The sequence below is a fragment of the Methanoregula sp. genome, assembly GCF_028712425.1.
GTDB lineage: Archaea > Halobacteriota > Methanomicrobia > Methanomicrobiales > Methanospirillaceae > Methanoregula.
In genome coordinates, this window is sequence record NZ_JAQTQD010000009.1 from 12,487 (window position 1) to 36,288 (window position 23,802).

At 57.1% G+C, this 23,802-nt stretch carries 24 protein-coding genes; 16 read left to right on the top strand and 8 right to left on the bottom strand.

Annotated features, from left to right (window positions below):
- Positions 1–12 precede the first annotated feature (12 nt).
- Positions 13–1,008, top strand: coding sequence for a hypothetical protein (locus tag PHF39_RS06410; protein ID WP_300221812.1), 996 nt, complete (start codon positions 13–15; stop codon positions 1,006–1,008).
- A 16-nt stretch (positions 1,009–1,024) separates the two neighbouring features.
- Here the strand turns inward: PHF39_RS06410 and PHF39_RS06415 are convergent, their stop codons facing one another.
- From PHF39_RS06415 to PHF39_RS06425, 3 genes are all read right to left on the bottom strand, one after another.
- Positions 1,025–1,351: a hypothetical protein gene (locus tag PHF39_RS06415; RefSeq protein WP_300221815.1), complete on the bottom strand. Its 327-nt coding sequence runs from the start codon at positions 1,349–1,351 to the stop codon at positions 1,025–1,027.
- 371 nt (positions 1,352–1,722) lie between these two features.
- Positions 1,723–2,838, bottom strand: coding sequence for a phosphoribosylformylglycinamidine cyclo-ligase (purM, locus tag PHF39_RS06420; RefSeq protein ID WP_300221818.1), 1,116 nt, complete (start codon positions 2,836–2,838; stop codon positions 1,723–1,725).
- Positions 2,831–4,231, bottom strand: a complete 1,401-nt coding sequence (locus tag PHF39_RS06425; protein WP_300221821.1) for an aspartate kinase — start codon at positions 4,229–4,231, stop codon at positions 2,831–2,833. The genes purM and PHF39_RS06425 overlap by 8 nt, the downstream gene beginning before the upstream one ends.
- A 64-nt stretch (positions 4,232–4,295) precedes the next feature.
- Between PHF39_RS06425 and tfrA the strand changes: the two genes are divergently transcribed.
- The 4 genes from tfrA to PHF39_RS06445 all read left to right on the top strand — a co-directional run bounded on the left by tfrA (position 4,296) and on the right by PHF39_RS06445 (position 12,040).
- The gene (gene tfrA, locus PHF39_RS06430) at positions 4,296–5,939 is read left to right on the top strand and encodes a fumarate reductase (CoM/CoB) subunit TfrA (RefSeq protein WP_300221824.1); all 1,644 of its coding nucleotides are present in this window, start codon (positions 4,296–4,298) and stop codon (positions 5,937–5,939) included.
- The gene (gene tfrB / locus PHF39_RS06435) at positions 5,936–7,393 is read left to right on the top strand and encodes a fumarate reductase (CoM/CoB) subunit TfrB (protein WP_300221828.1); all 1,458 of its coding nucleotides are present in this window, start codon (positions 5,936–5,938) and stop codon (positions 7,391–7,393) included. Before tfrA ends, tfrB begins: the two co-directional genes overlap by 4 nt.
- A 111-nt stretch (positions 7,394–7,504) precedes the next feature.
- Positions 7,505–8,299, top strand: a complete 795-nt coding sequence (locus PHF39_RS06440) for an ABC transporter substrate-binding protein (protein ID WP_300221831.1) — start codon at positions 7,505–7,507, stop codon at positions 8,297–8,299.
- 171 nt (positions 8,300–8,470) lie between these two features.
- The gene (locus tag PHF39_RS06445) at positions 8,471–12,040 is read left to right on the top strand and encodes a PAS domain S-box protein (protein ID WP_300221834.1); all 3,570 of its coding nucleotides are present in this window, start codon (positions 8,471–8,473) and stop codon (positions 12,038–12,040) included.
- 58 nt (positions 12,041–12,098) lie between these two features.
- Here the strand turns inward: PHF39_RS06445 and PHF39_RS06450 are convergent, their stop codons facing one another.
- The gene (locus tag PHF39_RS06450) at positions 12,099–13,247 is read right to left on the bottom strand and encodes an FAD-dependent oxidoreductase (protein WP_300221837.1); all 1,149 of its coding nucleotides are present in this window, start codon (positions 13,245–13,247) and stop codon (positions 12,099–12,101) included.
- Positions 13,248–13,367: 120 nt separating this feature from the next.
- On the opposite strand from PHF39_RS06450, the gene PHF39_RS06455 reads away from it, so the two are divergent.
- Complete coding sequence (locus PHF39_RS06455; RefSeq protein WP_300221842.1) at positions 13,368–14,723, top strand: LamG domain-containing protein; 1,356 nt, start codon at positions 13,368–13,370, stop codon at positions 14,721–14,723.
- A 4-nt stretch (positions 14,724–14,727) separates the two neighbouring features.
- Here PHF39_RS06455 and PHF39_RS06460 read toward each other — a convergent pair whose 3' ends face one another.
- Positions 14,728–15,231, bottom strand: coding sequence for a ferritin family protein (locus PHF39_RS06460; RefSeq protein ID WP_300221845.1), 504 nt, complete (start codon positions 15,229–15,231; stop codon positions 14,728–14,730).
- A gap of 156 nt (positions 15,232–15,387) precedes the next feature.
- Here PHF39_RS06460 and radC point away from each other — a divergent pair, with 156 nt between their 5' ends.
- Complete coding sequence (gene radC, locus PHF39_RS06465) at positions 15,388–16,041, top strand: DNA repair protein RadC (RefSeq protein ID WP_300221848.1); 654 nt, start codon at positions 15,388–15,390, stop codon at positions 16,039–16,041.
- 35 nt (positions 16,042–16,076) lie between these two features.
- Here the strand turns inward: radC and PHF39_RS06470 are convergent, their stop codons facing one another.
- On the bottom strand, positions 16,077–16,670 hold the full coding sequence (locus PHF39_RS06470; RefSeq protein ID WP_300221851.1) for a flavodoxin family protein: 594 nt from the start codon (positions 16,668–16,670) through the stop codon (positions 16,077–16,079).
- 125 nt (positions 16,671–16,795) lie between these two features.
- Here PHF39_RS06470 and PHF39_RS06475 point away from each other — a divergent pair, with 125 nt between their 5' ends.
- From PHF39_RS06475 to PHF39_RS06500, 7 genes are all read left to right on the top strand, one after another.
- A complete protein-coding gene (locus PHF39_RS06475) occupies positions 16,796–17,035 on the top strand; it encodes a DUF1451 domain-containing protein (RefSeq protein ID WP_015284118.1) in 240 nt (79 codons plus the stop codon).
- Positions 17,036–17,138: 103 nt separating this feature from the next.
- Positions 17,139–17,264 (top strand): desulfoferrodoxin FeS4 iron-binding domain-containing protein, encoded by a 126-nt coding sequence (locus PHF39_RS06480; protein WP_015284119.1) that lies wholly within the window; start codon positions 17,139–17,141, stop codon positions 17,262–17,264.
- A gap of 3 nt (positions 17,265–17,267) precedes the next feature.
- Positions 17,268–17,705: a carboxymuconolactone decarboxylase family protein gene (locus PHF39_RS06485; RefSeq protein WP_366144190.1), complete on the top strand. Its 438-nt coding sequence runs from the start codon at positions 17,268–17,270 to the stop codon at positions 17,703–17,705.
- A 92-nt stretch (positions 17,706–17,797) separates the two neighbouring features.
- On the top strand, positions 17,798–17,992 hold the full coding sequence (locus PHF39_RS13945; protein ID WP_366144191.1) for a DUF5591 domain-containing protein: 195 nt from the start codon (positions 17,798–17,800) through the stop codon (positions 17,990–17,992).
- A gap of 6 nt (positions 17,993–17,998) precedes the next feature.
- Positions 17,999–18,451, top strand: coding sequence for a hypothetical protein (locus PHF39_RS06490; RefSeq protein WP_366144192.1), 453 nt, complete (start codon positions 17,999–18,001; stop codon positions 18,449–18,451).
- Positions 18,452–18,516: 65 nt separating this feature from the next.
- Positions 18,517–19,131, top strand: a complete 615-nt coding sequence (locus tag PHF39_RS06495) for a flavodoxin family protein (RefSeq protein WP_300221856.1) — start codon at positions 18,517–18,519, stop codon at positions 19,129–19,131.
- Positions 19,132–19,138: 7 nt separating this feature from the next.
- The gene (locus PHF39_RS06500) at positions 19,139–19,810 is read left to right on the top strand and encodes a flavodoxin family protein (RefSeq protein WP_300221859.1); all 672 of its coding nucleotides are present in this window, start codon (positions 19,139–19,141) and stop codon (positions 19,808–19,810) included.
- Here the strand turns inward: PHF39_RS06500 and PHF39_RS06505 are convergent.
- Positions 19,752–20,414 (bottom strand): peptidase M50, encoded by a 663-nt coding sequence (locus PHF39_RS06505; RefSeq protein WP_300221862.1) that lies wholly within the window; start codon positions 20,412–20,414, stop codon positions 19,752–19,754. The genes PHF39_RS06500 and PHF39_RS06505 overlap by 59 nt on opposite strands.
- A 96-nt stretch (positions 20,415–20,510) precedes the next feature.
- Between PHF39_RS06505 and PHF39_RS06510 the strand changes: the two genes are divergently transcribed.
- The gene (locus PHF39_RS06510; protein ID WP_300221865.1) at positions 20,511–20,795 is read left to right on the top strand and encodes a chorismate mutase; all 285 of its coding nucleotides are present in this window, start codon (positions 20,511–20,513) and stop codon (positions 20,793–20,795) included.
- A gap of 51 nt (positions 20,796–20,846) precedes the next feature.
- On the opposite strand, the gene dacB is transcribed toward PHF39_RS06510, so the two are convergent.
- Positions 20,847–22,430 carry a D-alanyl-D-alanine carboxypeptidase/D-alanyl-D-alanine-endopeptidase gene (gene dacB, locus PHF39_RS06515; protein ID WP_300221868.1) on the bottom strand — a complete coding sequence of 528 codons (1,584 nt, stop codon included), beginning with the start codon at positions 22,428–22,430 and terminating at the stop codon, positions 20,847–20,849.
- 161 nt (positions 22,431–22,591) lie between these two features.
- Between dacB and PHF39_RS06520 the strand changes: the two genes are divergently transcribed.
- Positions 22,592–23,782, top strand: a complete 1,191-nt coding sequence (locus PHF39_RS06520) for a M23 family metallopeptidase (RefSeq protein WP_300221870.1) — start codon at positions 22,592–22,594, stop codon at positions 23,780–23,782.
- The last annotated feature ends 20 nt before the right edge of the window (positions 23,783–23,802 follow it).

Here is a 23,802-nt window from a genome sequence, read left to right on the forward strand (position 1 = left end):
GAGGTGAAAGCTATGAAAAAAGAATATGTTATCGGATTATGCCTGATCTTAGTAATTGCAGGAATTAGTGGATTTGTTCTTTGGCTTCAGCCATCAAGTAATCCTCAAAAAGGACTAACCAATGACTCTCTTCAAGAACAATTCCAGAGCATATCCGGGGAAGTGGCGGGAGGATCGTTATCCTATAAAATCGATTTCAACACCAAGAAACCAAATTCACCGGAAAAGATCGAAGTCTATAAGACGGTTCAGCCGAAGGTAACGAAAACCGATGCTATTGCGTTGGCACAAAAATTTAATATTACAGATTTTGCTGATATCAAGGAAGGTGATGAAAAAATATCAGTTTCTTCGAAAGACATGAGGTATTGTTTGCAGCTTTTTAAAACTGGTGGAATGTCCTATAGCGATTATAAACGATCCGACACACCAAATGGAATTGACATTGCGGAAAACCTCCCTTCCGATGAAGAAGCTAAAAAGATTGCCACATTGTTCCTGAAAGAAAGAGGTCTATTACCCGATGGTGCGAAAATGGGGGGAGTTATCCATGAGAAAGCGTATAAATCAAACAAGAGCAGCGAATTAAAAACGGTTGTCTGGGAAGATATCCTCGTCTATTACACCCGCGAGCTCAACGGCATGAAAGTCGAGGGAACCCAGTTCGAAGTGGAAGTTGGGGGGCATGGCGATATCATCCGGTTCTTCTCCAACTGGAAGGAATACGAGTCTGTCGGGGAGTATCCAATCAAAACCCGGGATTCTTCAGTCGAGACCCTGAAACAGAAAGGGATTTCAGCCGCAGCCGGTCCGGATAAACCCGACACCATCACCATCGATGAAATATACCTGGCATATGAGACAAACGCTGTTGCGTACAAAGAGGAGTATCTGGAGCCTGTCTGGGTATTCAAAGGAGAAGCATTGAAGAACGGAACTTCACTCGGGCCGGTAAAGGAATTTGTTCCGGCACTTACTGATGCCTCAAAGAAATCCCTCTCATCATAATTTTTTACACCGATTCTCAGTGTAACAAAGGAATCACCATGAACAACCGGATTCCAGTGTTGGTAATTACAGCGATACTCGTCATTACCGTTGTTTTCGCGTACGTCTGGATTTCCGGACCATCAGAGCAAAAGGGATCAATAACTATTGAAAAATCATTTATGAATAATTCTAATAAATTGGCCTTTGCGAATTCAAGCCTCATTTTTTCCCCCGGAGATAAGAGGTGATATCCAAACCTTTCAGAGAAATATTCAATCGATCTCGAATGGTGGGGATTCGATCCGTATTTTTCTGAAATTGATCTTATTGCAGTTGGTATCCATAATGCAAGTGTGATCAAGGAACTCCAAGGAAAAGAAATCGGGAATTAGAGGATTCATATTTTCAATGATACAGAGATTGAATCTACCCGATCAGAAGTCAGAGCATATTTAATGGAGCTCTATAAAAACCGGAATACCGGATTGGGCCTTTTGGCATGGATAATCACGGTTCAATTGTAAATCCAACAGGGTCCTATGTAGAGTTGTGGGTATACAAAATGACTGAAGAAAATAAAAAAAAGGATAAAACAATGATGAAGGGGTGGAAGATTCTCGTCTATCCGGTCTCTCCGCCGAGACCGGAAAGCAGAAATTCCTCGAGCAATGCCTCTCCGATACCACTCTAATAATTGCACCGACAAAAAGAGAATTGTAAGAAAAAGATACCCTAAGTAATCTCCATCTCCCCAAGCCACGCCCCCGGCTCCTTCACAACCTCGCCGACAACCTTCGCCCCTTTCACCATCTTCAGCACGCACGCAACGCTCTTCTCCGGCACCACGTACGCGAAGCCCATGCCCATGTTGAACGTGCGGTACATCTCCTCGTCCGCAATGTCGCCTTTCTTCTGGATCCAGTCAAAGACCTCGGGAGGCTTGATCGGGTTGTCGAAGACGAAGCCGTAGTTCGAAAGCCGCTTGAAGTTCAGGAGGCCGCCACCGGTCACGTGGCACATGCCGTGCACCGTGCACTTCGCGGTCACCTTCAGCACTTCACTGTAGATCCGGGTCGGGGTAAGGAGCTCGGCGCCGAGCGTCTTTTTGTTCTTCAGCTTCTCATCATAGCTCCCGTACTTCTCGACAACCCGGCGGGCGAGCGAGAGGCCGTTGCTGTGGATGCCGGTCGAGGGAACGCCGACAATCTTGTTGCCGGGCCGGATCTTCTCGCCCGTGATGATCTTCTTCTTGTCCTGCACGCCAAGACAGGCACCGGCAAGGTCGAGGCCGTGGACAAGGCCGCGGAGCGACGCGGTCTCGCCGCCTACGATGTCGATGTTCGCCTGCTTTGCGCCCTCGTTCAAACCCTTGCCGATCTGGGCCATCTTCTCCATCGAGAGTTTGTCGGTCGCGATATAGTCCACGAACGAGACCGGCTCCATGTTCATCACGTAGAGGTCGTTTACGTTCATCGCGATGCAGTCGATGCCGACCGTTGTCCAGTCCTCCTGCTGGTCGGCAACGAGCATTTTTGTGCCCACGCCATCCGTGGTCAGGGCGAGAGCAAGCGGGCCGAAGTCGATGAGGCCGGCAAAGTGGCCGACAGCGCCCATCATCGCGTATTTCCCCTTGCGCCGGTACTTCAGGTTCCTGATGAGGGCCTTGATCGCTGTTGCCTCAAGATCGATGTCCACGCCGGCCTGGGCATAAGCGCTCTTTGCCGGGGCGGTCCTCGCCGGCATTTTCTTCGCAGCCGGCTTTTTTCCTGCCGGTTTCGGCTTCTTTGCTATCGTTTGCTTGACGGTCATCTTCTTTGCCGCAGGCTTCTTTGCCATTGTCTTACTCATCGCTTGCCTCCGAGAGCTGGAACTCGTCGTGGAGCACACGGCAGGCACGCGGCCCGTCACTCTGGCTCACGACAAAGGAGATGTTCGCCTCGCTCGATCCCTGCGAGATCATCATCACGTTCACGCCGGCCTTCCCGAGCGCCGTGAAGATCCGGCCACCGGTGCCGGGCGCCCCGGCCATGCCGGCCCCGACAACGGCAACCGCACAGACATCGTGGTTGTGGGAGACCTGCCGGACAATCCCTTCCTTTGCCAGTTCCGAAAGTGCCTTCACCGCAGCTGAGACATGCGTCTCGTCCACGATGAGCGAGATGTTCGCCTCGCTTGACCCCTGCGAGATCATCATCACGTTCACCTCGTTGTCGGCAAGGATGGAGAAGATCGATTTTGCAACCCCGGGCCTCCCGATCATCTGGGCGCCGCAGATGTTGATGGCCGCAACCTTCTCGATGTATGTCAGGGCCTTGACAACCCGGTGGTCGCGTTTCCCGGTCCGGACAATGACCGTGCCGGGATGGGACGGATTGAAGGTGTTCTTGACCCGCACGAGGATGCCTTTCCTCATCGCCGGCTCGATCGAGCGGGGGTGCATGACCTTGGCCCCGAAGTACGAGAGCTCCATCACCTCGAGGTACGAGAGCGAGAGCATGACCCGGGCATCGTTGATCACGCGGGGATCGCAGGTCATGATCCCGTCCACGTCGGTCCAGATCCAGATCTCGTCTGCGTCGATGCCGGCGCCGATGATGGAAGCCGAGTAGTCCGAGCCGCTCCGGCCGAGCGTGGTCAGGATGCCTTCCCGGGTGCAGCCCATGAACCCCGTAATCACCGGGATCTCCTTGCCAAGGAGCGGGCCGATCCGGCGCTTGATCCGCTCATCGCTCTCCGGGAGGGCGGTGGACTCGCCGTGCTGGGGGGTGGTGAGGATGCCTGCCTCGCAGCCGTCCATCACCGATGAGGAGATGCCCCGCTGCCTGATTGCGGCGGAGAGGATCGGGGCGAGGAGCCGTTCGCCGAACGAGATGATATAGTCCTTTGAGCGGGGAGTGAGTTCCCGCAGGTTGTAGATCGCATTCAGGATGTTCTCGAGCCGGATGAGGTTCTCCTCCATCGCAGCCCCGACCTCAGCGACATGGTCGGGCGCTGCTCCTTCGAGCGTGGCGATGTGGCGTTTAGAGAGCGACTGGATCAGCGAGGCGATCGCACTGTTGTCCTTTGCCGTCGGGAGGGCGGTCGCGACCTCGATGAGCTGGTCGGTCACGCCACGCTGGGCCGATACGACCACGGCAAGTTCGTCTCCCGCTTTATGGTGTTGTTCTAAAATATCGACAACCTGCCCGATACGTTGTGCATCGGCAACGGATGTCCCGCCGAATTTCATTAAGAGTTTCATGCTCTTGCTCACTCGTGCTTTTTGCTATTTATTTATCTAACTATACGATCCACTCTGTAATAAGATGCGTGCAGATGAGGTCACAGACTGCCATGTTCTGGTGATTGGCAGCGGCGGTGCGGGAGTCCGGGCCGCGATTGAGGCATCGCAGTACGGGGAGACGGTCCTCATCTCCAAGACCATCGTGGGAAAAGGCGGGTGCACCACGATGGCGGAAGGCGGGTACAATGCGGTGCTCCGGGACGTGGACACCTGCGGGGGACACCTTGAGGACACGATGAAGGGCGGGGCGTTCTTAAACGATCCGCAGCTTGCCGACATCCTGGCACGCGAAGCCCCGCTCCGTATGGGCGACCTCGTGAAGTGGGGGGCCGTCTTCGATTTCACGGACACGGACGAGGTTGCCCAGCGGCCGTTCGGGGGCCAGCGGTTCCCCCGGACCTGTTATGCGGGCGACCGGACCGGCCACGAGATGATGATGACACTCGTTGACCGGCCCTCGTTTGTGATGGAGCACGCAAAGAATGTCACAGTCCTGCAGGAATACACGGTCATCGACCTGTTGAAAGACGGGGATTCGGTCATCGGGGCACTGGCGCTGGACGAGAAAGGCAACATCGTTGTCATGAAGGCGGACAGCACGGTCCTTGCCACCGGTGGCGGGACGCGGGTGTACGACATCTCCACCAACTCGTCGAGCGGCACGGGCGACGGGTACGCGATGGGGTACCGGACCGGCGCGGAACTGATCGACATGGAGATGGTCCAGTTCCACCCGACCGGCGCAATCATTCCGTACGATGCCCGGGGCCGGCTCGTGACCGAGGCGGTAAGGGGCGAGGGCGGGGTGCTGAAGAACGTATACGGCGAGCGGTTCATGAAGACCTACGACCCGGCACGGATGGAACTCTCCACCCGCGACGTGGTGGCCCGTGCCATTGCAGCCGAGATCCAGAAAGGCCGGGGCACAAAGAATGGAGGAGTGTATCTCGATGTCACGCACCTCTCCCGCGAGCAGATCGAGACCCGCCTTCCCGTGATGCTCGAACAATTCCTCAAATTCGGCGTGGACATCCGGACAACCCCGATGGAGGTCGCCCCGACAGCCCACCACATAATGGGCGGCCTCCGGATCACGCCCGAGTGCCGGACCACCCTCCCCGGCCTCTTTGCCTGCGGCGAGGTCTCCGGGGGAGTGCACGGCGCCAACCGGCTTGGCGGCAATGCCCTTGCCGAGACGCAGGTCTTCGGGAAACGTGCCGGAGAGGCGGCCGGGAAGGCCCCGGTGCGGAAGAAGAGTGTGGACGAGCGACAGGTGGATGCCTGCCGGAAGCGGCTCAATGCATTCCTGTCGGGCAGCACGAACCCGGCACAGGTCCGGACGAAGCTCCAGCTCGCGATGTGGGAAGGGGCCGGGATCTTCCGGACCGCGGTAGCGCTCGAAGAGACGCTGCACACGATCCGTCACCTCCAGACCATGAACCTGAAGGCCGCGTCGGCACAGAACCTTGCCGAGTGCTGCATTGTCCAGAACATGTGCCTGACGGCCTCGCTCATCTGCCGGTCCGCCCTGCTCCGCACGGAGTCCCGGGGGGCCCATGTGAGGACGGACGTTGCAAAGACCCACGAGCCGGAGAACTCACCGTTCGGCCACACCTTCGTCTCGCTCACCCGCGAAGGGATTGAGACAAAGGAGGTGAAGGCATGAAGGAGCTGACGGTCACCATCCGCCGGTTCGATCCGGAGACGGACAAGGAGCCCCGGTACGTGACCTACCGCGTGAAGGTGAACGACGGCGCCCGCGTCCTGAACGTGCTGCACGCGATCCACGACTCCATCGACCCCACGCTCTCATACCGCTACTCCTGCGCCTCAGGGCAGTGCGGCTCGTGCGCCGTGCGGGTGAATGGCGAGCCGGTGCTGGCCTGCATGGAAGAGGCAAAAGACAACATGAAGATCGAGCCGCTAAACCTCGACGTGAAAAAGGACCTCGTGACAGACCTCGTCCCCCGGCTCGAACAGATCGCTTCGCTCATCCCGAAGACGGAGACCGTGATGCCGAAGAAGGCGGACATCGATGCGATGAAGCCCTTGAAGGACTGCATCGAGTGCCTTTGTTGCGTCTCGGTCTGCCCGGCCGTTGACGTCACGAAGTTCGTGGGCCCGACGGCCATGCGCCAGCAGATGCGGCTCGTGCTCGACCCCCGCGACAGTGGCGACCGGATCAGCGACGCGGTCCGGGACGGGCTCTTTACCTGCACTACCTGCCAGGCCTGCTGGAAGGTCTGCCCGAAAGAGATCCAGACACCGGCAAAAGCGATCGAGAAACTCCGGGCCCACGCGAACCGCCGCGGGTTCACGCTGCCCCGGCACAAGGAAGTGGCGGCGATGGTGCAGGAGACCGGGCGGAGCATTCCCCGAACTTCCGAGTCGTTCCTGGAAAAAGTTCCCGATGTCATTGAGCCGGACGGTCCCGTGAAGGCAACGGTCGGGCTCTTCATCGGCTGCGTATACAACCTCCGGCAGCAGCAGTCAGCCCTCGATGCAATGGAGGTTCTGAAGAGAAACGGCATCCGGGTTATCATCCCGAAAGAGCAGGTCTGCTGCGGCTCGCCGCTCATCAGGACCGGCCAGCTTGGATACATCGACGAGCTGAAGCGCCGGAATATTGAGACCTTCACCTCCCGGAAGATCGATACCGTCCTCACCATGTGTGCCGGCTGCGGCAGCACGCTCAAGCACGATTACGAGACGCCCTTTACGGTCATCGACATCAACGAGCTCCTGACAAAATACGGGATCGAGCCACCGGCAAAACTCCCGATCAAAGCAACTTATCACGACCCCTGCCACCTGATGCGGGGACAGGGCGTGAAAGACGAGCCCCGTCAGCTGATCCGGCAGGTCGTCGACCTTGTGGAGATGCCGGCGATCTGCTGTGGTTCCGGTGGTGGCGTCCGGTCCGGGATGCCGGACGAGGCTGCTGCTCTCGGGAAGAAGCGGGGCGAGGAGATTAAAAAGACCGGTGCCGAGATCGTTATCACCTCCTGCCCGTTCTGCGAGTTCCACATTGCCGGCCACACGGACAAACCGGTCAAGAATATTATGACAGTGCTGCTCGAAGGCTACCGCGAGAAGGACCGGAAGAACGCGGAAAACTAATCCTTCCATTGCACCTTTGACCCGGCTCCTCAGCGCTGAGATTCATCGTCACGGTTTTCCGGAAATTTCCGGTACCAAATGCATAAATTTTCAGCCTGCGTTTTTCAGTACATGAAGGTCATTATCCCTCTCGTCATTCTCCATGTCATCGGCTGCATTGCCGCCGGGTGTAGCGCTCCCCCGCACAGCACGGCTCCGGCCACGACGGTTATTCCGCAGGAGACCCGCCCGCACTACGTCATCGGGGTCGATGCAGATCTCCCGCCTTTCTCGGTGCAGGACAGTTCCGGGAACTTCTCCGGCTTCGATATCGATGCCACCCGACGGGTTGCAGAGATCGAAGGGTTCGATGTGACCTTCGTGGCAATCCCCTGGGACAGCGCCATCTCCACCTTTGAGAGCGGGAAGATCGATATGATCTGGTCGGGCATGACGGTCTCACCCGAACGGAGCGCCCTCGTTTACTTCTCGGTCCCGTACTACCGCGTGACACGGAGCATTGCAGTCCGCGAGGGATCCGGGTTGACGATGCAGGATTTTAATCAGGGGAAGATCCGGATCGGGGCACAGATGGGATCGACCGAGCAGGAATGGGTTGAAGTGAACCTTATCGATACCGGCAGGATGCCGGTGGCAAACCTCTCCCTCTACCCGGACATCTCCGGCGTAACGGGTGCTCTCGTCAACGGCACAGTTGACGCCACCCTTGTCCAGGCCCCGACGCAGGCCCGCGCTGTCGAGGGAAAACCGCTGGTCATCATCGGGAACACCATGGACGAAGACACGTACGCAGTTGCAGTCCGGAACAGCGATACCCGCCTGCAGGCGACAATCGACCACGGGCTTGGCATCCTGATGAAGGACCCCGCGTGGCAGGAGATGAAGGCAAAACACGGACTGCAGTAGGAGGTAGAACCCGGGGTACGGGTATTCTCACGATCAGCCCCATTTTTCACCCTGTTTTTTTCAGTCATCCCCGGACAACGGGACTTTTCGCGGGTTCACCCTTTCCCACAGGCCCATGTGCCGCTCGCCGGCAGCGAAAGGGATATACTGCACAGAAGAAATGGATTACTGATGCCGGACAGCATTCGCGTCCTCTATGTTGATGACGAGCGCGACCTGCTTGAGGTAGGAAAACTCTTTCTTGAGGAGAGCGGGGAATTTTCAGTCACGACCATTGTCTCGCCGAATGCAGCCCTGGATCTCCTCCAAAAGGAGCATTTCGACGCGATTGTCTCGGATTACCAGATGGATGAACTGGATGGGATCCGGTTCTTGCAGGCTGCCCGCGAGCGGTTCCCTATCGTCCCCTTCATCCTCTTCACCGGAAGAGGGCGTGAAGAGGTTGTAATCCAGGCCCTCAACAACGGCGCCGATTTCTATCTCCAGAAAGGCGGAGATCCCGACGCGCAGTTCGCGGAGCTCGCCCACAAGATACGGCAGGCTGTCCGGACAAAACAGGCGGAGCAGTCCCTTGCAGAAAACCGGGATTATCTCGAGCGGATCTATACCTCTGTCCAGGGGGGGATCCTCATCATTGATGCAAAAACCCACGAAATCCTGGACCTGAACCCTGCGGCCGAGAAAATGATGGGGAGGACAAAGGACCAGATCATTAGCAGGATCTGCCACCAGTTTATCTGCCCGGCAGAACAGGGCCGGTGCCCGATCACGGACCTGCACCAGCCGGTGGACAACTCCGAGCGTATTCTCCTGACTGCTGACGGTAAGAAACGTGACATCATCAAGTATGTGGTCCCGTTCAATCTCCACGGCCGGGAATGTTTGCTGGAGACCTTCCTTGACAATACCGAGCGGAAACAGGCAACGGATAATCTGAAGGCGGCATACGAGAAGCTGACCATCGCCGAAGAGGAACTCCGGCAGAATTACGAAGCGCTCAGCAAAAAAGAGCAGGCGCTCAGGGAGCGCGAAACGCAGCTGGCAGAGACCAACACCTACCTCTCCAGCGTCATCTCGTATGCGGCAAACCCGATCGTGATTTGGGATGTCAATTCACGCATCACCGGGTTCAACAAGGCGTTTGAGAAGCTGACCGGTTTTGCTGAATCGAACGTGCTGGGGCGCGACTTTGATATCCTGTTCCCCGATGAGTCGCGCAAGAGCTCCCTTGATCTCGTCTGTCGTGCGCTGTTTGGCGAGAAATGGGAGGGCGTCGAGGTCCCGGTCAAGACAATCCATGGCGCGACCCGGACGGTAATCTGGAACTCGGCAAACATCTATGCCGAAGACGGGGTCACCCCGCTCGCCACTGTCGCGATGGGGACCGACATCACGGAACGGAAGATCACAGAGCAGGAACTGCTCGCAAGGAACAAGGAGCTCCATGAGGCGTACGACAGGGTTGCACGGGCAGAGGAAGAACTCCGGCAGAATTATGAACAAGTGAGCGCAACCGAGGAGGAGCTCCGGTCGAATTACGAGATGCTCGCCCACCAGGAACAGGCACTCAGGGAGAGCGAGGAAAAGTTTCGCACACTGGTAGAGACGTCCCCGGACGTCATCTGGGAAGTTGATCTCGAGGGAACGCTCCGGTATGTCAGTCCCACGGTGACAAGCCTGACAGGGTACTCACCGGAGGAGATGGTGGGAAAGACTATCATCGGGATTGTGGAGGAAGAGGCACGGCCCCGCCTTATGAAGGAGATAGAACGGGCCATTTCATCAGACGGGCCTATCCTCCCCATGCAGTTCCCTGCCCGTCATCGCGACGGTGACATCTTCACGGTCGAGATCCGCGTGGCCCGGCTTACCGGCCCCGGGGGAAAAATTGCCGGGTTCCGCGGGGTTGCCGTGGATGTCACGGAGCGCAGGAAAACCGAGGACGCCATAAAAGCGAGCGAAGAAAAGTTCCGCGCACTGGTCGAGAGTTCGCTTGACGGTATTGCGATAACGGACTTTTCGGGAATCCTGCTCTTTTCCAACGCCGCTGCCGGCCGCATTGTCGATGCTGACGATTACCCGGCCCTCATCGGGAAGAAGAACATCCTCGAATATATCGCTCCCGCACACCAGCCTGCGGTGCTCCGCGACTTTAGCCAGGTGATGGAGGGCAGGGATGCCTATCTTGTCACCTACCAGCTTATCACCGAGAAAGGGAGGATGATCTGGGCCGAGTGCATCGGGAGGAAAATTACATTCGGGAAAACCCCGGCAATGCTGGTCTCCTTCCGGGACATCACGGAACGAAAGAACGCTGAGGAGACGCTTAAAGACAGCGAGGAGTTTGTCAACACCATTGTAGAGAATATCCCGGATATGATCTTTGTCAAGGATGCCGTGGACCTCCGGTTTGTGCGGTTCAACAGGGCCGGTGAGGAACTGCTGGGATATTCGCGGGAAAACCTCTACGGGAAGAACGATTACGACTTTTTCCCCAAAGAGGAGGCGGACTTCTTTACGGAAAAAGATCGGGAAGTCCTGCGAAGCGGCACAGTAGTGGATATTCCCGAAGAGGTCATCCAGACAAAGAACAAGGGGGAGCGGATCCTGCACACAAAGAAGATCCCCGTCCTCGATCGGGACGGCAATGTCCGGTATCTCCTGGGGATCTCGGAAGACATCACCGAAAGCCGTCGGGCCGACGAGATACTCCGCGAGTCCGAGAAGAAATTTGCCACGGTCTTTCAGAACAATCCCGTTCCCCTCACCCTTACATCGGCAGATGGCGGAATGATTGCCGATGTCAATGAAGCGTTCTTAAGCAGTACCGGGTACCTGCGGGAAGAAGTGATCGGAAAAACCGCCAGGGAGCTGGGGCTTTTTGTCAACCAGGATGACATTACCAGGCTGGTGACAGAACTCCGTACAAAGCACCAGGTCAGTGGAATGGACATTTCCTGCCGGACGAAGAATGGCGAGATCCGTATCTGCCGGTTCTCCTCCCGTGTCATCATGATGGGCAGCACACCCCATGTTATCTCAACCGTTGAGGACGTTTCAGAGCGCTTGAAAACCGAAGAAGCGCTTCAGCAGGCAAACAAGAAACTCCACCTTCTCTCCAGCATCACCCGGCACGATATCAAGAACCAGCTCATAACCCTTGATGGATACGTCAGCCTCCTGAACAAAAAGAGGCCCGCCGGATGCGAGCTGGAGATTGCCCGGATCCACAAGGTGAGTAAAGAGATCACAGCCATGATCCAGTTCACCAAGGATTACCAGCAGGTGGGGATCGCAAGTCCGGTCTGGACGGATCTCAGGGCCCTGGTGGATGCTGCTGAAAAGGGGATTGCCCCGGGGGGTGTCACGGTGATGAACGATATCCCGGCCGGGACCGAAGTCTATGCCGATCCGCTCATCGCAAAGGTCTTCTTCAACTTAATGGACAATGCCGTGCGCCACGGGGGCAGTGTTAAAAACATCCGGTTCTCCCTCATGACATGCAATGGGGAGACCTGCATCACGTGTGAAGATGATGGCAACGGTGTTAATCCGGATATGAAAAAGAAACTTTTCCGGAAAGGATTTGGGAAGAACCAAGGCTTTGGGCTGTTCCTCTCCCGCGAGGTCCTCGATATCACCGGCATCTCCATCCAGGAGACCGGCGAACCGGGCAGCGGGGCGCGCTTCGAGATGACCGTCCCGAAAGAATCGGTCCGGACTGTTGCTGTGCAGGAGTGACCGTCCGACTTCTGCACCGAAACGAAAAAAGTCAGCGGCTTTGAGGCGACTGCCCCCGTTACTGCCCTGCCAGGTACCCGAAGGCTTCAAGCGCTGCTTTCGCGCCTTCTCCTGCTGCAATGATGATCTGTTTGCTCTTCGCGTTGGTCACATCGCCGGCCGCGAAGATGCCGGGGATGCTCGTCCGGCCGTTGATGTCCACGATGATCTCTTTTCTCTCGTTCAGGTCAAGGAGACCTTCGACCATTTCCGTGTTCGGGACCCAGCCGGTATCGACAAAGAGGCCGTCAATCGCGATCTGCTGCTCAGCACCATTGGCATCGCAGATGGTGATGCCTGACAGGAAGGTGTCGCCATGGAACGCCGTGACCTGAGTATCCGTGTGCACGGTGATGTTTTGTATCCCACCCAGTTTTTCCGAATAGACCGAATCGGCCCGGACAGCGCCCCGGGCAATCAGGCTCACGGACAATGCTATCCTGCTCATCTCGATAGCGGTCTGGACTCCTGCATTGCCACCGCCGACAACCGCGACCTTCTTTCCCTTGTAGAGCGGGCCGTCGCAGGTGGCACAGACCGAGAGACCGCGTCCCAGGAACTTCTCCTCACCCGGCACCCCGAGGTTCCTGTGGTGGTTGCCCTGCGTGAGGATGAGTGCCCGGGCCCGGTGGGTCTTTCCCGCAGCGGTCTTAATAGCAAAGTCCTGCTGCTCCCGCGTAACCGAGGTGACGCGGTCCAGTTCCAGCCGGATGTCGAGCGTTTTCACCTGCTCCTCGAACTTCTTCATCAGGTCCTCGCCCGTGATCATCCGGTAGCCCATGTAATTCTCGATAGCCCACGACTCCAGCGCCTGCCCGCCGATGTTTTCGCTGATGATCAGGGTGCTGAGCATCTTTCTCGCACAATAGACTCCTGCCGTAAGGCCTGCCGGGCCGGCCCCGACGATCAGGACGTCATACCTGTCGGGGGCCTCTTCCTTCCCGAAGAGTTCTGTCAGGCGCTCGGCATCGAACCCGACGATCACTTCGTCATCCACGGTAATGACCGGGACCCCCCGCTGGCCGGAGATCTCGATCATTTTTTGTGCCTGGACGGGATCGGCACCAACATCAATGCTCTCGTACGGTACGCCGTACTTGTCGAGGAACGCCTTGGCCATCCGGCAGTAGGGGCAGTTCTGGGTCGAGTAGACCGTTACGCGGGTCATTATGCCGGAAAGGGTTTCGGAATAATATAAACATATTGACGGCGGCAGGGCGCGGGATCGCGGCCGTCCTTATCGCAACCTTCTTTTTGCACAAGTCCCAATACACCTTTGGATACATCCATGGACTCCGCCTGTTCCGTTCCGGGGATGAGGAGATACGCCCTTTTCTTTCTTGTAACGCTTCTCGTTCTCTCCATCCACGTGACAGGGGCAGATCCCTCCCCTGCGCCAGACCCGGCACTATACCTCAACTTCAACGAGGAGGGAGGGATGATGGCTCTCGATGCCTCGGGCCATTACAACCCCGGCATTATCATGGGGGCCGACCGGACCCGGTCCGGGATGTGCTGGGGAGCGCTCCTCTTCAATGGCACGGGAGAGTATGTCAGCATCCCGTACACGGAGCGGAACCACCCCCAACAGAACATCACGGTCTCGACATGGTTTTACGTTGACTCGCACAATCCGCAGACACTTGTCTCCAGTTACCAGGACGGCGGGTACTGGCTGGGATTCGGTGACGGAAACGACCTGTGGTGGACTGTCAATACCGGTCGCTCGGGACCCGTCTCCGTTCCGGTCCTTCATGAGGGAATTGCACTCCGCCAGTGGCATCACGTGACGGGCACTTATGACGGCACATCCGCGAAGATCTACCTGGACGGCTCCCTCCGTAACCGGGCCAATGCATCCGGTCCCATCCACTACGAGTACCAGAACTCCATTCTCCTCGGGACGGATGCCGGGGAGGGACAGGCACCGGACACCGCCTGCCCGCGTTTCCTGAGAGGCGGGCTCGACGATGTCCGGATCTACGATGCGGCACTGACGTATTCCGAGGTTATGGAAGACCGGTTCCGCTGTTCCGCCGAGCCGGGAAAGATCCCGCGTGCTTTAGAGAACGAAACGTTCGCCCTCCCGTCCTGCCTCTCCAGTTCCGGGTCGCTCGTGCTTACTGAAGGGCAATCTGCTACGAGGACCCTCCTCTTCTCCGATATCGCGGAGAACGGGACCTGGTCCGTGTCCGTGCCGCCGGGTTCGGTCCTGGTCGTCAAGGCACGCGATCTCTATTCCTCGTTGTACCCGGATGCCTGGTATGTTGAGATCGCTGACGGGGACCAGCGCATTGACCGGTCGGTTGCCTTTCCGAGCACCAACAATGCACCGACAGACGGGGTGATTCCCTCCGGGAACGCCGTGGTCACGATCCGGTACTTTGACGGCAAGTACCGCTTCCCGGCCAGTGTCGAGGTGACGTTCGAATCCCGTGCTGCACCTCCCCTTCCCGTCCAGGTCATCCCGAAAAACATCCTTGCAAACACCGGGATCGTGATTTATTCTGCGTCGTGGGCAACCCTGATTGCCGTGCTGGTTGTCGTTGTCTGGCTGCACCGGAGAAAGGTTGCACGAAAGGCAGCCGCTGAAAAAGAGGGACCCTGTAATATGCCGGAAGAAACCGGAGAAAAAGAAGAGTAATCCCTTACAGGGTAATTTCCTTAAACTGCTTACCGAAAACCCCACAGATCGGGCACTTGTCGGGGACTTTACCAAGCTCGATGTTGCCGCAGACCGGGCAGAGGAACACCTTCTCCCGCCCGATGTCATGGCCGGCTTTGATGGCAAGAAGAGCCTTCTTGTAGAGTGCTGCATGGACCTGCTCGGCTTTCATCGCGTGCGTGAACGCCAGGACCGCATCGGTCTTCTTCTCGGCCTCGGCTTCCTTGACGAATCCGGGGTACATGGACTCGTACTCGTGTGTCTCTCCCCCGATTGAACCTTCGAGGTTGGCTGCCGTTGTGCCGACAGCGGACATGACTTTTAACAGCTTCTTTGCATGGATGGCCTCGGCTTCGGAGGCTGCTAAAAAGAGCGTGGCGACACCCTTGAATCCCTCCTCAGCGGCTTTCTCGGAGAATGCCTTGTACTTGCGGTTCGCCTGCGATTCGCCGGCATACGCCTCCTTTGCATTATCGATGGTTGCCATAGGGGAGGATATAGAAACCGGTTCACATAAAGATTCTTTATGCGGCAGGGTGCCACGAAAGAGATTATTCCTGGTGAAATAATTTAAAATGTATAAAATACAATCCTATGGTCATATCATGATCCGGGCGTCCATGAGGGTGATGGCATAAGAAAGATGAAAGATATCCCGGCGCTTGATCGCCCCCGGGAAAAGATTGCCCGGAAGGGTGCAGTAGCCCTCACGGACGCTGAACTCGTGGAGGCTATCCTCGGGAGGGGGACACGGCAGCGGGATGTCAGGGAGATCGCCCGGGACATCTGCGGCCTGCTGAAAGATCGGGAGCCGATCCGGTACGATGAGATCTGTGCAATCGATGGGATCGGGCCGACAAAAGCCTCACAGATCCTGGCCTGCTTTGAGATCGGGAGGCGGTACTATTCAAAGGACCATGATACTGCCCGGGTGACGCGACCTGAAGACATCCTCCCTCTCGTCGCCCACCTGCGGGACAAGCGGCAGGAGCACTTCTGCTGCATCACGCTCAACGGGGCGGGGGAGGTTTTGGGAAACCGCGTCATCACCATCGGCCTCTTAAACCACAGCCTCGTCCACCCGCGGGAGGTCTTTTCTGACGCGATCCTGGACCGGGCAGCCTCGATCATCTGCGTCCACAACCATCCCTCGGGTTCCCTTGAGCCAAGCTCGCAGGACATCGCCATCACTGCCCAGCTGAAGGAGGCGGGAGCTCTTGTGGGCATCCAGCTCATCGACCACCTCATTGTCACGAAAACGGGGCACCTGAGCATGCGGGAACGCGGGCTTGTGTAATGCGGAATGTTCCCTGAAATAAGAGGATAATCAATTCAGGGATTGAACGCTTTTCCAAAGGCCTGGCCTTTATTGTATGCGGCATCCAGCAGTTCCGGGTGCCGGGTGACATCGACGAGGGTGTCCATGTCGTTAATGAGAAGCTCGTCTGCGTAGCGGCAGTCAATGATATCAAAGAACGCCTTTGTCGTGAGCCGGGCGCCGACAAACGTCTCCGGGATCTTCATGCCGGAGATGCAGATGAAGAGCGCCCGCCTTGTCGCCCGTTTCTCAGCGGGAACGAGCGGTTCTTTCCGGAGATACTTGGCCATGTAGAAGACCTGGCACCGGTCCATGAAGGACTTGAGCTTGCCGGGGATGCCCATGCACATGATCGGCATTGCGATGATGATGCCGTCCGCATCCCGGATCTTCGGGTAGAGCTCCTGCATGTCGTCGTCCATGGTGCAGGTCTCATGGTCTTTGCAGAAGAACATCTCCTGGCAGTCCTCGAAACAGAGGGTTGCAAGGCTGACCTTCTCGACTGTGCAGCCTGCGTCTTCTGCCCCCTGGAGCGCCCGGTCGAGCAAACGGGCAGTATTTCCTTCAGTGAGCGGGCTCCCGAGGAACCCGATGATCCGGCCGGCCATACTACAACTGGAGGAAAAGAGGACATATAGTTTTGCAAAAACTCCCTTTCAGCCCCGTCGGAAACCTACGCCCGTGACTGGCATCAACACAACCCATATATATCATTCCGCCTGAGTGAAGTTTGGTGGTCCTTTTGACCGAACAGAAAACCTACAATGCCGGCCAGAAAGTAGGGCCTGGCAAATATGTCTGCATCGACTGCGGAAAAGAGCTGACGCTCGACAAGAGCGAGCAGGACCTCCGGAAGTGTCCGGCCTGTGCCTGCGAAGAGTACCAGTGCTTCCCGATGACGCACATCCGCCCGGACATCAAGTCCGCGGATGATGTCAAGAACCCGCCCAAGCGGGGAAAGAGCAACATTTAATCCCATATTTTCTTTTCGCACCGACCGTGTGAACGCTGGTGCCCTGCCGGGAATCGCCGGCATGAAGATGCGTACCAGGACCAGGCAGGATCATGGAGACAGCATGGTGAATGTTTCAAAGGAAGGACAGGTCTTCAAGTGCGAGATCTGTGGTAACGTTGTTGTGGTGAAAGAGGCAGGCGGTGGAGAACTGATCTGCTGCGGCGAACCCATGGTTTTGGAGGAGTAAACAATGGTAGTGAAGAAAAAAATTGTCAGAAAAACCCCCGCAAAGAAGCCGGTGGCAAAGAAAGTCCCGGTAAAAAAGCCGGCGGTGAAGGCAGCTGCGGGAAGGGGACTGAAGAAGCTTGAGACGAAGATTGGCAAGGTGCCGAAGTTCTTCAAGGAACTGACCACGAACGAGCCCGAGATGTTCAAGATGGTGATGCGGTTTGAGGAGCACATCTGGGACGACGGGGCGATCTCGAAGAAGACCAAGAAGCTGATTGCCATCGCGATCGCTGCGGCCCTCCGGGACCAGCACGCGGTCCGCGCCCAGCTGGCCGGCGCCGCAAACCTTGGCGTCACCAAGAGAGAGATCGAGGAGGCACTCCGCGTCACGTTCCTCCTCTCGGGCATGCCCGCCTACGTGTACGGCAAGGCCCAGCTTGATGAAGTTATGAAGAAGTAACAACCTTTTTTCGGTTTTTTATCCGGCAGATTCCCCCCTCTTCCGGAATCGCGGGGTTCATCTCTTCCCGGGACAATCCGGTACGGAAGACCATGGCAGAGAAGATCCCGGGAACAGATGACGCCGGCAAAAAACCGATCCTGACCGATCCGCCCTTCTATCTCAAGGAGTTCGAACAGTCATACCGCTACATCATCGACGAGTACGCGGTTGCACCAAAAGATATCGCCATCTTCATGCCCTGTGCTGTCAGAAAACCGTACAGTGCAAGCCCGAGCCACCAGTAGATCCGGATGGTCATCTCGCAGGTCTTTTCAGAGCCCCAGTACCATATCGTCATCTTCGGCACCTGCGGGATCGTCCCTGCTGAGCTCGAGGAGATGTACCCATACGCCCACTACAAGTACATGCTCGGGAAATGCAAAGACAAAAAGGTCCTGGACGACTTCCTCCGTATCGAGACCGACCGGGTGGCAGCATACCTGGAAAAGACACGGGACACGTACACGTACCGGATCGCGTACTGTATCGGGCTCTTCCGCGAGGCGCTCATCCGCGGATCGGAAAAGTCCGGCGTGAAGATCGACCTGCTCCTTCCCACCCGGGACATGATCGACAAGATCATTGAGGAGGGGGACTGTGTCTTTGAGGAGGGCAGCCTCTCGATGGGCGAGTACCTGGGTGAGTTCACCGACGAGCTTATCCGGTTCCGGAATGCGCATTGCGGGCAGGCCCGGAAGGACTGAGCACACACGGATGCCTCCCGACAGCATCCAATTGTTTTTGAACACGGATGACCTAGAACACAGTAATGACAATCAAGGTCCTTGCCTTTGCCGGGAGCCCGCGCCGGCACGGGAACTCAGAGACGCTGCTCGACTGGGTGCTTGCCCCGATGGCAATGGACCCGGAGGTAGCAGTAGAGAAAGTCCCGCTCACCGAGGCGAACATCAACATCTGCCGGGGGTGCAATGCCTGCGAGAAGCTGAACAAGTGCGTCCAGCGCGACGGGATGGACACCTATCACGATAAAATCGTCGACGCGGATATTATTCTCCTCTCTTCGCCGATCTTCTGCATGGGGATCGCTTCCCTGCCCAAGGCACTCATCGACCGGATGCAGGTCTTCCGGTCCCGGAAATTCGTGCTCAAACTCCCGGTTGTCCCACCTGAACGGAGAGGAAAGCGCCTCGGGGTGTTCCTCTCAACTGCCGGCCAGGACTGGCCCCATGTCTTCGATGCCGCCATCCCTTCCGTCAAGTGCTTCTACCATGTCATCGACATAAAAGACGCAGACATCAGCTACCTCATGATCAATAACGTGGACGAGAAGGGCGCAATCGAGAAACACCCGACAGCAAAAGGCGATGCCGAGAAGCTCGGGAAAGCCATGCTCGCCGAGATCAAAACACGGCTCGCTGCATAAGGATACCATGACCGTCACTGTTCTCGGGATATCGGGGAGCCCGCGCCGGCACGGAAACACCGAGACGCTGCTCGACAGTTTCCTGGACGGGGCAAAAGCCGCGGGTGCTGCAGTGGAGAAGGTTGTCTTAAAGGACCTCGATTACTCGGCCTGCCGGGGGTGCAATGCCTGCCACAAGGACGGCAACTGCATCGTGAAAGACGATGCCGTCCCGCTCTTCGAGAAGATGATGGCCACCGATATCGTGGCGGTGGCATCGCCGATCTACAGCATGGGGATAACGGCCCAGCTCAAGGGGTTCATCGACCGGGGGCAGTACCTCTGGGCGCGGCGGTTCGTGACGAAAACGCTGGAGTTCTCCCCGGAGCACCTGGCCCGGCACAAGGGGATCTTCATCTCCACGGCGGGGCAGAACTGGGACCATGTCTTTGACGGGGCATACCCTTCCCTCACGGCCCTCTTCCACGATGCGGGGTTCGACTACTATGACAATATCGTGGCCAACAACATGGACGAACACAAGGGGATCAAAAACCACCCGTCGGCCCTGAAAGAGGCATTCGACAAGGGGCAGAACGTCGTTGCCTTGTTAAAAGATATAAACAAAGAGAGAGGAGTGCTCAGATCAGCATCCAGAGATGGTAGTACGCAGCAACGAGCGTACCGAATGCTGCGATAATGAGCACGAAGAAGATGGGAATACTCCACGCAAACACTTTTCTCCCGTCGAGAATGCTGATCGGCAGGAGGTTGAACGCGGCGATCATCGCATTGATCTGCACGCCGGCAATGCCGATCATGGCAAGGAGGCTGCCGCTTAACAGCCCGGCTTTCCCTCCGGCAAGGAAGAAGAGGGCTGCAAAGACGACGCAGAGGAGGAGGTTCACAACCGGCCCGGCTGCCGAGATGATCCCGTTCTCCCGTTTCGTCAGGGGGCGCCCGTCCCGCGAATAGATGACCGTTGCACCCGGTGCCGCAAAGACAAAGCCGGCCAGCGCCGCCATGATAACCGCAACAAGGAGCATGGTGTTGTCCTTGACAAACTCCGTCCAGTAACCGAACCGGATCGCCACGAACTTGTGCGCCATCTCGTGGAGAATGAAACCGATCCCGACTGTCAGAAGAGAGATCCCGAAATATATCAGGGCCGTGACCGGGCTGATGGCATTAAAGGAGCCCATGAGGCCATACGGGGTGATGTTGATGATGGTAAACGATACTGCAATGGCTATCCAGGCAATAAAGAGATCCGCTTCTTCGCGCCGGCTGATACGTTCGAGCATGGTGACACCGGGATTCGTAGTTTTAGTCCCGTACGTTCTTTGGCGTCCCGCTTCGTAAGCATTACGTTTATGCAAAAGAGAAGAAGAGTACATGGTATGTCCCTCGATCATGTCCGTAACGAGATCGCGAAGGTGGACCGGGATATCATCGCACTCATCGCGAAACGGCAGGAGCTGGCCAAAAGCGTTGCGGCCATCAAGATACGTGAAGGGATCGCCATCCATGACGGGAAACGAACCGCCGAAGTCTTACAAACTGTCTTTGAGCAGGCCGTCGAGAACCGGATCGATCCCGTTGCCGTCCAGAAGATATTCGAGATCCTCATCGCCATGAGCGAGGAGCGCCAGCGGGAGTGCTCCGGGGACGGCAACCTGCCGTGACCTCCCGGAGGCCGGGCAGGACTTTTTCATTTACCAAAAAAGAGATGATGATTAGTAATACCGGTAGATCAGCCCGGCAATGCTCCCGAGATCGATCCCTACCGATGTTCCGTTGACTGTATCCGAGATCGGTACGTTGTTGACGTACTCAGCAAAGACAAGCCGCTTCCCGCTTTTAGTATCAACATAACCGGCAAGACCTTTTGATATCAGGATGTTCCGGCCTTCATTCAGGGGGTCCGGGTAGCTGTAGGTACCTGTCTTCGCGTATACGCGTCCGCAGGCCGGATTGCCGGGTGCACAGTGCTGGACAGTCGAGCCATCGACACCGAGGATCGGCTGGGCCCTGATATACTGGTCGGCATACGGCCGCTTGCTCACCAGAGTCAGCAGCTGTGCCACAGCAGACGGTGAGACAAAGTCCACGCGATCTCCTCCGGCGCCGTCGCCAAGCGACAGGGCAGTCGTATCGAGGCCCAAGGACCGGAGGACCCTGCCTTCTTTCAGCATCCCGTCATAATAAGCGGTCTTGTTGTCGGCAAGGGCCAGCAGCATGACGTAGTAGTTGGCATGCATGTTCTGTGAAACCTTGAGTGTCAGCTTCACATCCTCGGAAAGGGGCGGGGAGGTGAGTTCTGCCACTTTCTTTGCACCTGTGTAACTTCCTTCTGCCGGGAGTTTTACTGCCGGGTTGTCACCGGTCACCGGCGCGGTTACTGTGATGCCCTGCCGTTGTAAGGCCTCGATGAAGAGCGAGCGGGAGAATGCGGCAGGGTCCAGGATGGCGGCCGACTTGTTGACCGTACCAGCATCAGCGGCGATCGTCCCGACGAGCGTGATGGTGCCTAGGGGCACTTCCCCGGTATCGAGCAGAGTTTTTGACCCGGCCGGCCCGGTGGTTGCCTGGTTGTCAAATTTGTACAACGATGTCTGCGGGCGCATGACTACGGTCGGTGCGGTCCCGGGCGCACCCGGCGTAATGCTGAGGTCAACGATGTTCTCGTTGATGACGATCGGGGAGAGGAGAGCCATGACATCACCCTGGTAATTCTCAAACAGGCGGTCATCGATGACCACATCGGATACCTTCGTGATGCCGGCAGCCTTCACCTGCCGGGCAAGGTCGTTGAGACCTGATACGGGGTCGGTCTTTGTCAGGAGCGCGCCCGATTCGCTGTGATCGCTGTCTGTGAACTCGATAGTCCCATCGGGAAGCGTTCTCCCGCCCATGGTCGGGTCGCCACTTGCTACGAGGACGAGATTCCCGTCAAGGTTCCCGTTCGTGTCAGCCTTCCCCACAGCATAGACCGGGGTCTTGAACCGGTAGTCCGGGCCAAGGGCTTCAAGCACGGCGGCTGACGAGAAGAGCTTTGTTGTCGATGCCGGGATAAACATCCTGTCGGCATTCTTTGCGTACAGTGTCTGGCCGGTTGATGGGTCGACAACAATGAGCCCCCAGCTCGCGTGGGAATACTGGAGCGCCGAGGTGATCGCGGAAAGGTCTTTTTCGAACCCGGATTGGCTGGTTGTTGCAGGGTTTGCGGTACCGGAGCATCCCGCTGCTGCAATAAGCAGGACAAGCAGGAGGCCCATGGACAAGCCGGTCAGGTACCGGTCGTGCAGTTCTGGAGACATGACATCAGACTGTATCTCTTCTGCAATCTATCATAAATTATATGAAATGATTTTTTGCCATTTCCGATGAGAAAATTCTATTTCTGTCGAGAATTATGTCTTTTTTCAGGGATAAACCGATTATTTTATCATTATTTAATTTAATGATCAGGTGATTTATCATGCCCGGCAAGAGCACATTTCTCTTCATTGTAATCGTCATCGCACTCCTCCTCGCTGCAGGGTGCGCCCAGTCCCAGCAGGCATCCTCAAGACAACCGCCTGCCACGGCGGCTCCGACCGCGACAACTCCTTCTGTCACGATCACCGTCCCGTTCGGGCCCATCCCGGTCGAGAGCATGAACGGTGTCAACATTGCCTACGAACTCGAGTTTTCCGGTATGGAGAACATGTCCTTTGTGCCGGAGAAGGTCGAGGTCATCGACGCAGCCACCGGCAAGGTCCTGTACTCGCCGAACGCTTCGGTACTTGCCAAATTATCCCATCGCGCCTCCGTCCCGCCGCCGACAGCAGCCGAGATGCAGAATGGTACCGCCAGGATTACCAAACCCCGGATCTCCGTCTGGTTCGTAATCAGCCCCGACGCAGTGCCGGAACGGCTCACGCACCGGGTCACGCTGAACAGGACCGCCGACAATCTCACAGCACTCACCCTTACCGGAGGGGACGTCATGGTGCAAAAGAACCTCAAACCGGTTGTTGTCGACTCCCCGGTCCGGGGCCCCGGCTGGGCAGTCCTGGAGACGACCTCCCCTATGGTCCACCACGTTACAAGCCAGATCACCATGTCCGGCGTCACCCGCGTCCCCCAGCGGTACGCACAGGACTTCCTCTATCTCGACCCGGTTACCGGGAAGGCATACCATGACGACATGACCATCGCCCGGAACTTTTACGGCTTCGAAAAAGAACTTTTTGCCGTCAGTAACGGGACCGTTTCCTATGCCCGGGACGGCATCCCGGACATCGAGATCACCACGCAGAAACCGGCTCCCTCCTTTGACACTGCGCTGGGGAACGGGGTTGTCATTGACCTCGGAAACAACAAGTACGCATGTTACGGCCACATGGTCAACGGGTCCGTCCGGGTAAAGACGGGCGATACTGTTACGACAGGACAGGTGATCGGCCTGATGGGCAACACCGGCAACTCCGATGCCCCGCACCTCCACTTCCAGGTCATCACGGGCAGCTCGTCACCCCTGGGTGGCGAGGGTTACCCCATCGTGTACCGTTCATTCGCCATCACCGGTACATTCGACGAAGATGCTATTGTCGGCATGTCCTTTGCCACACCAATCCCCCAGCAGGAACGAATCATGGAGAACGATGTCATTGTGAGTTTTCCATGAACCCGCAGGCTAAACACACT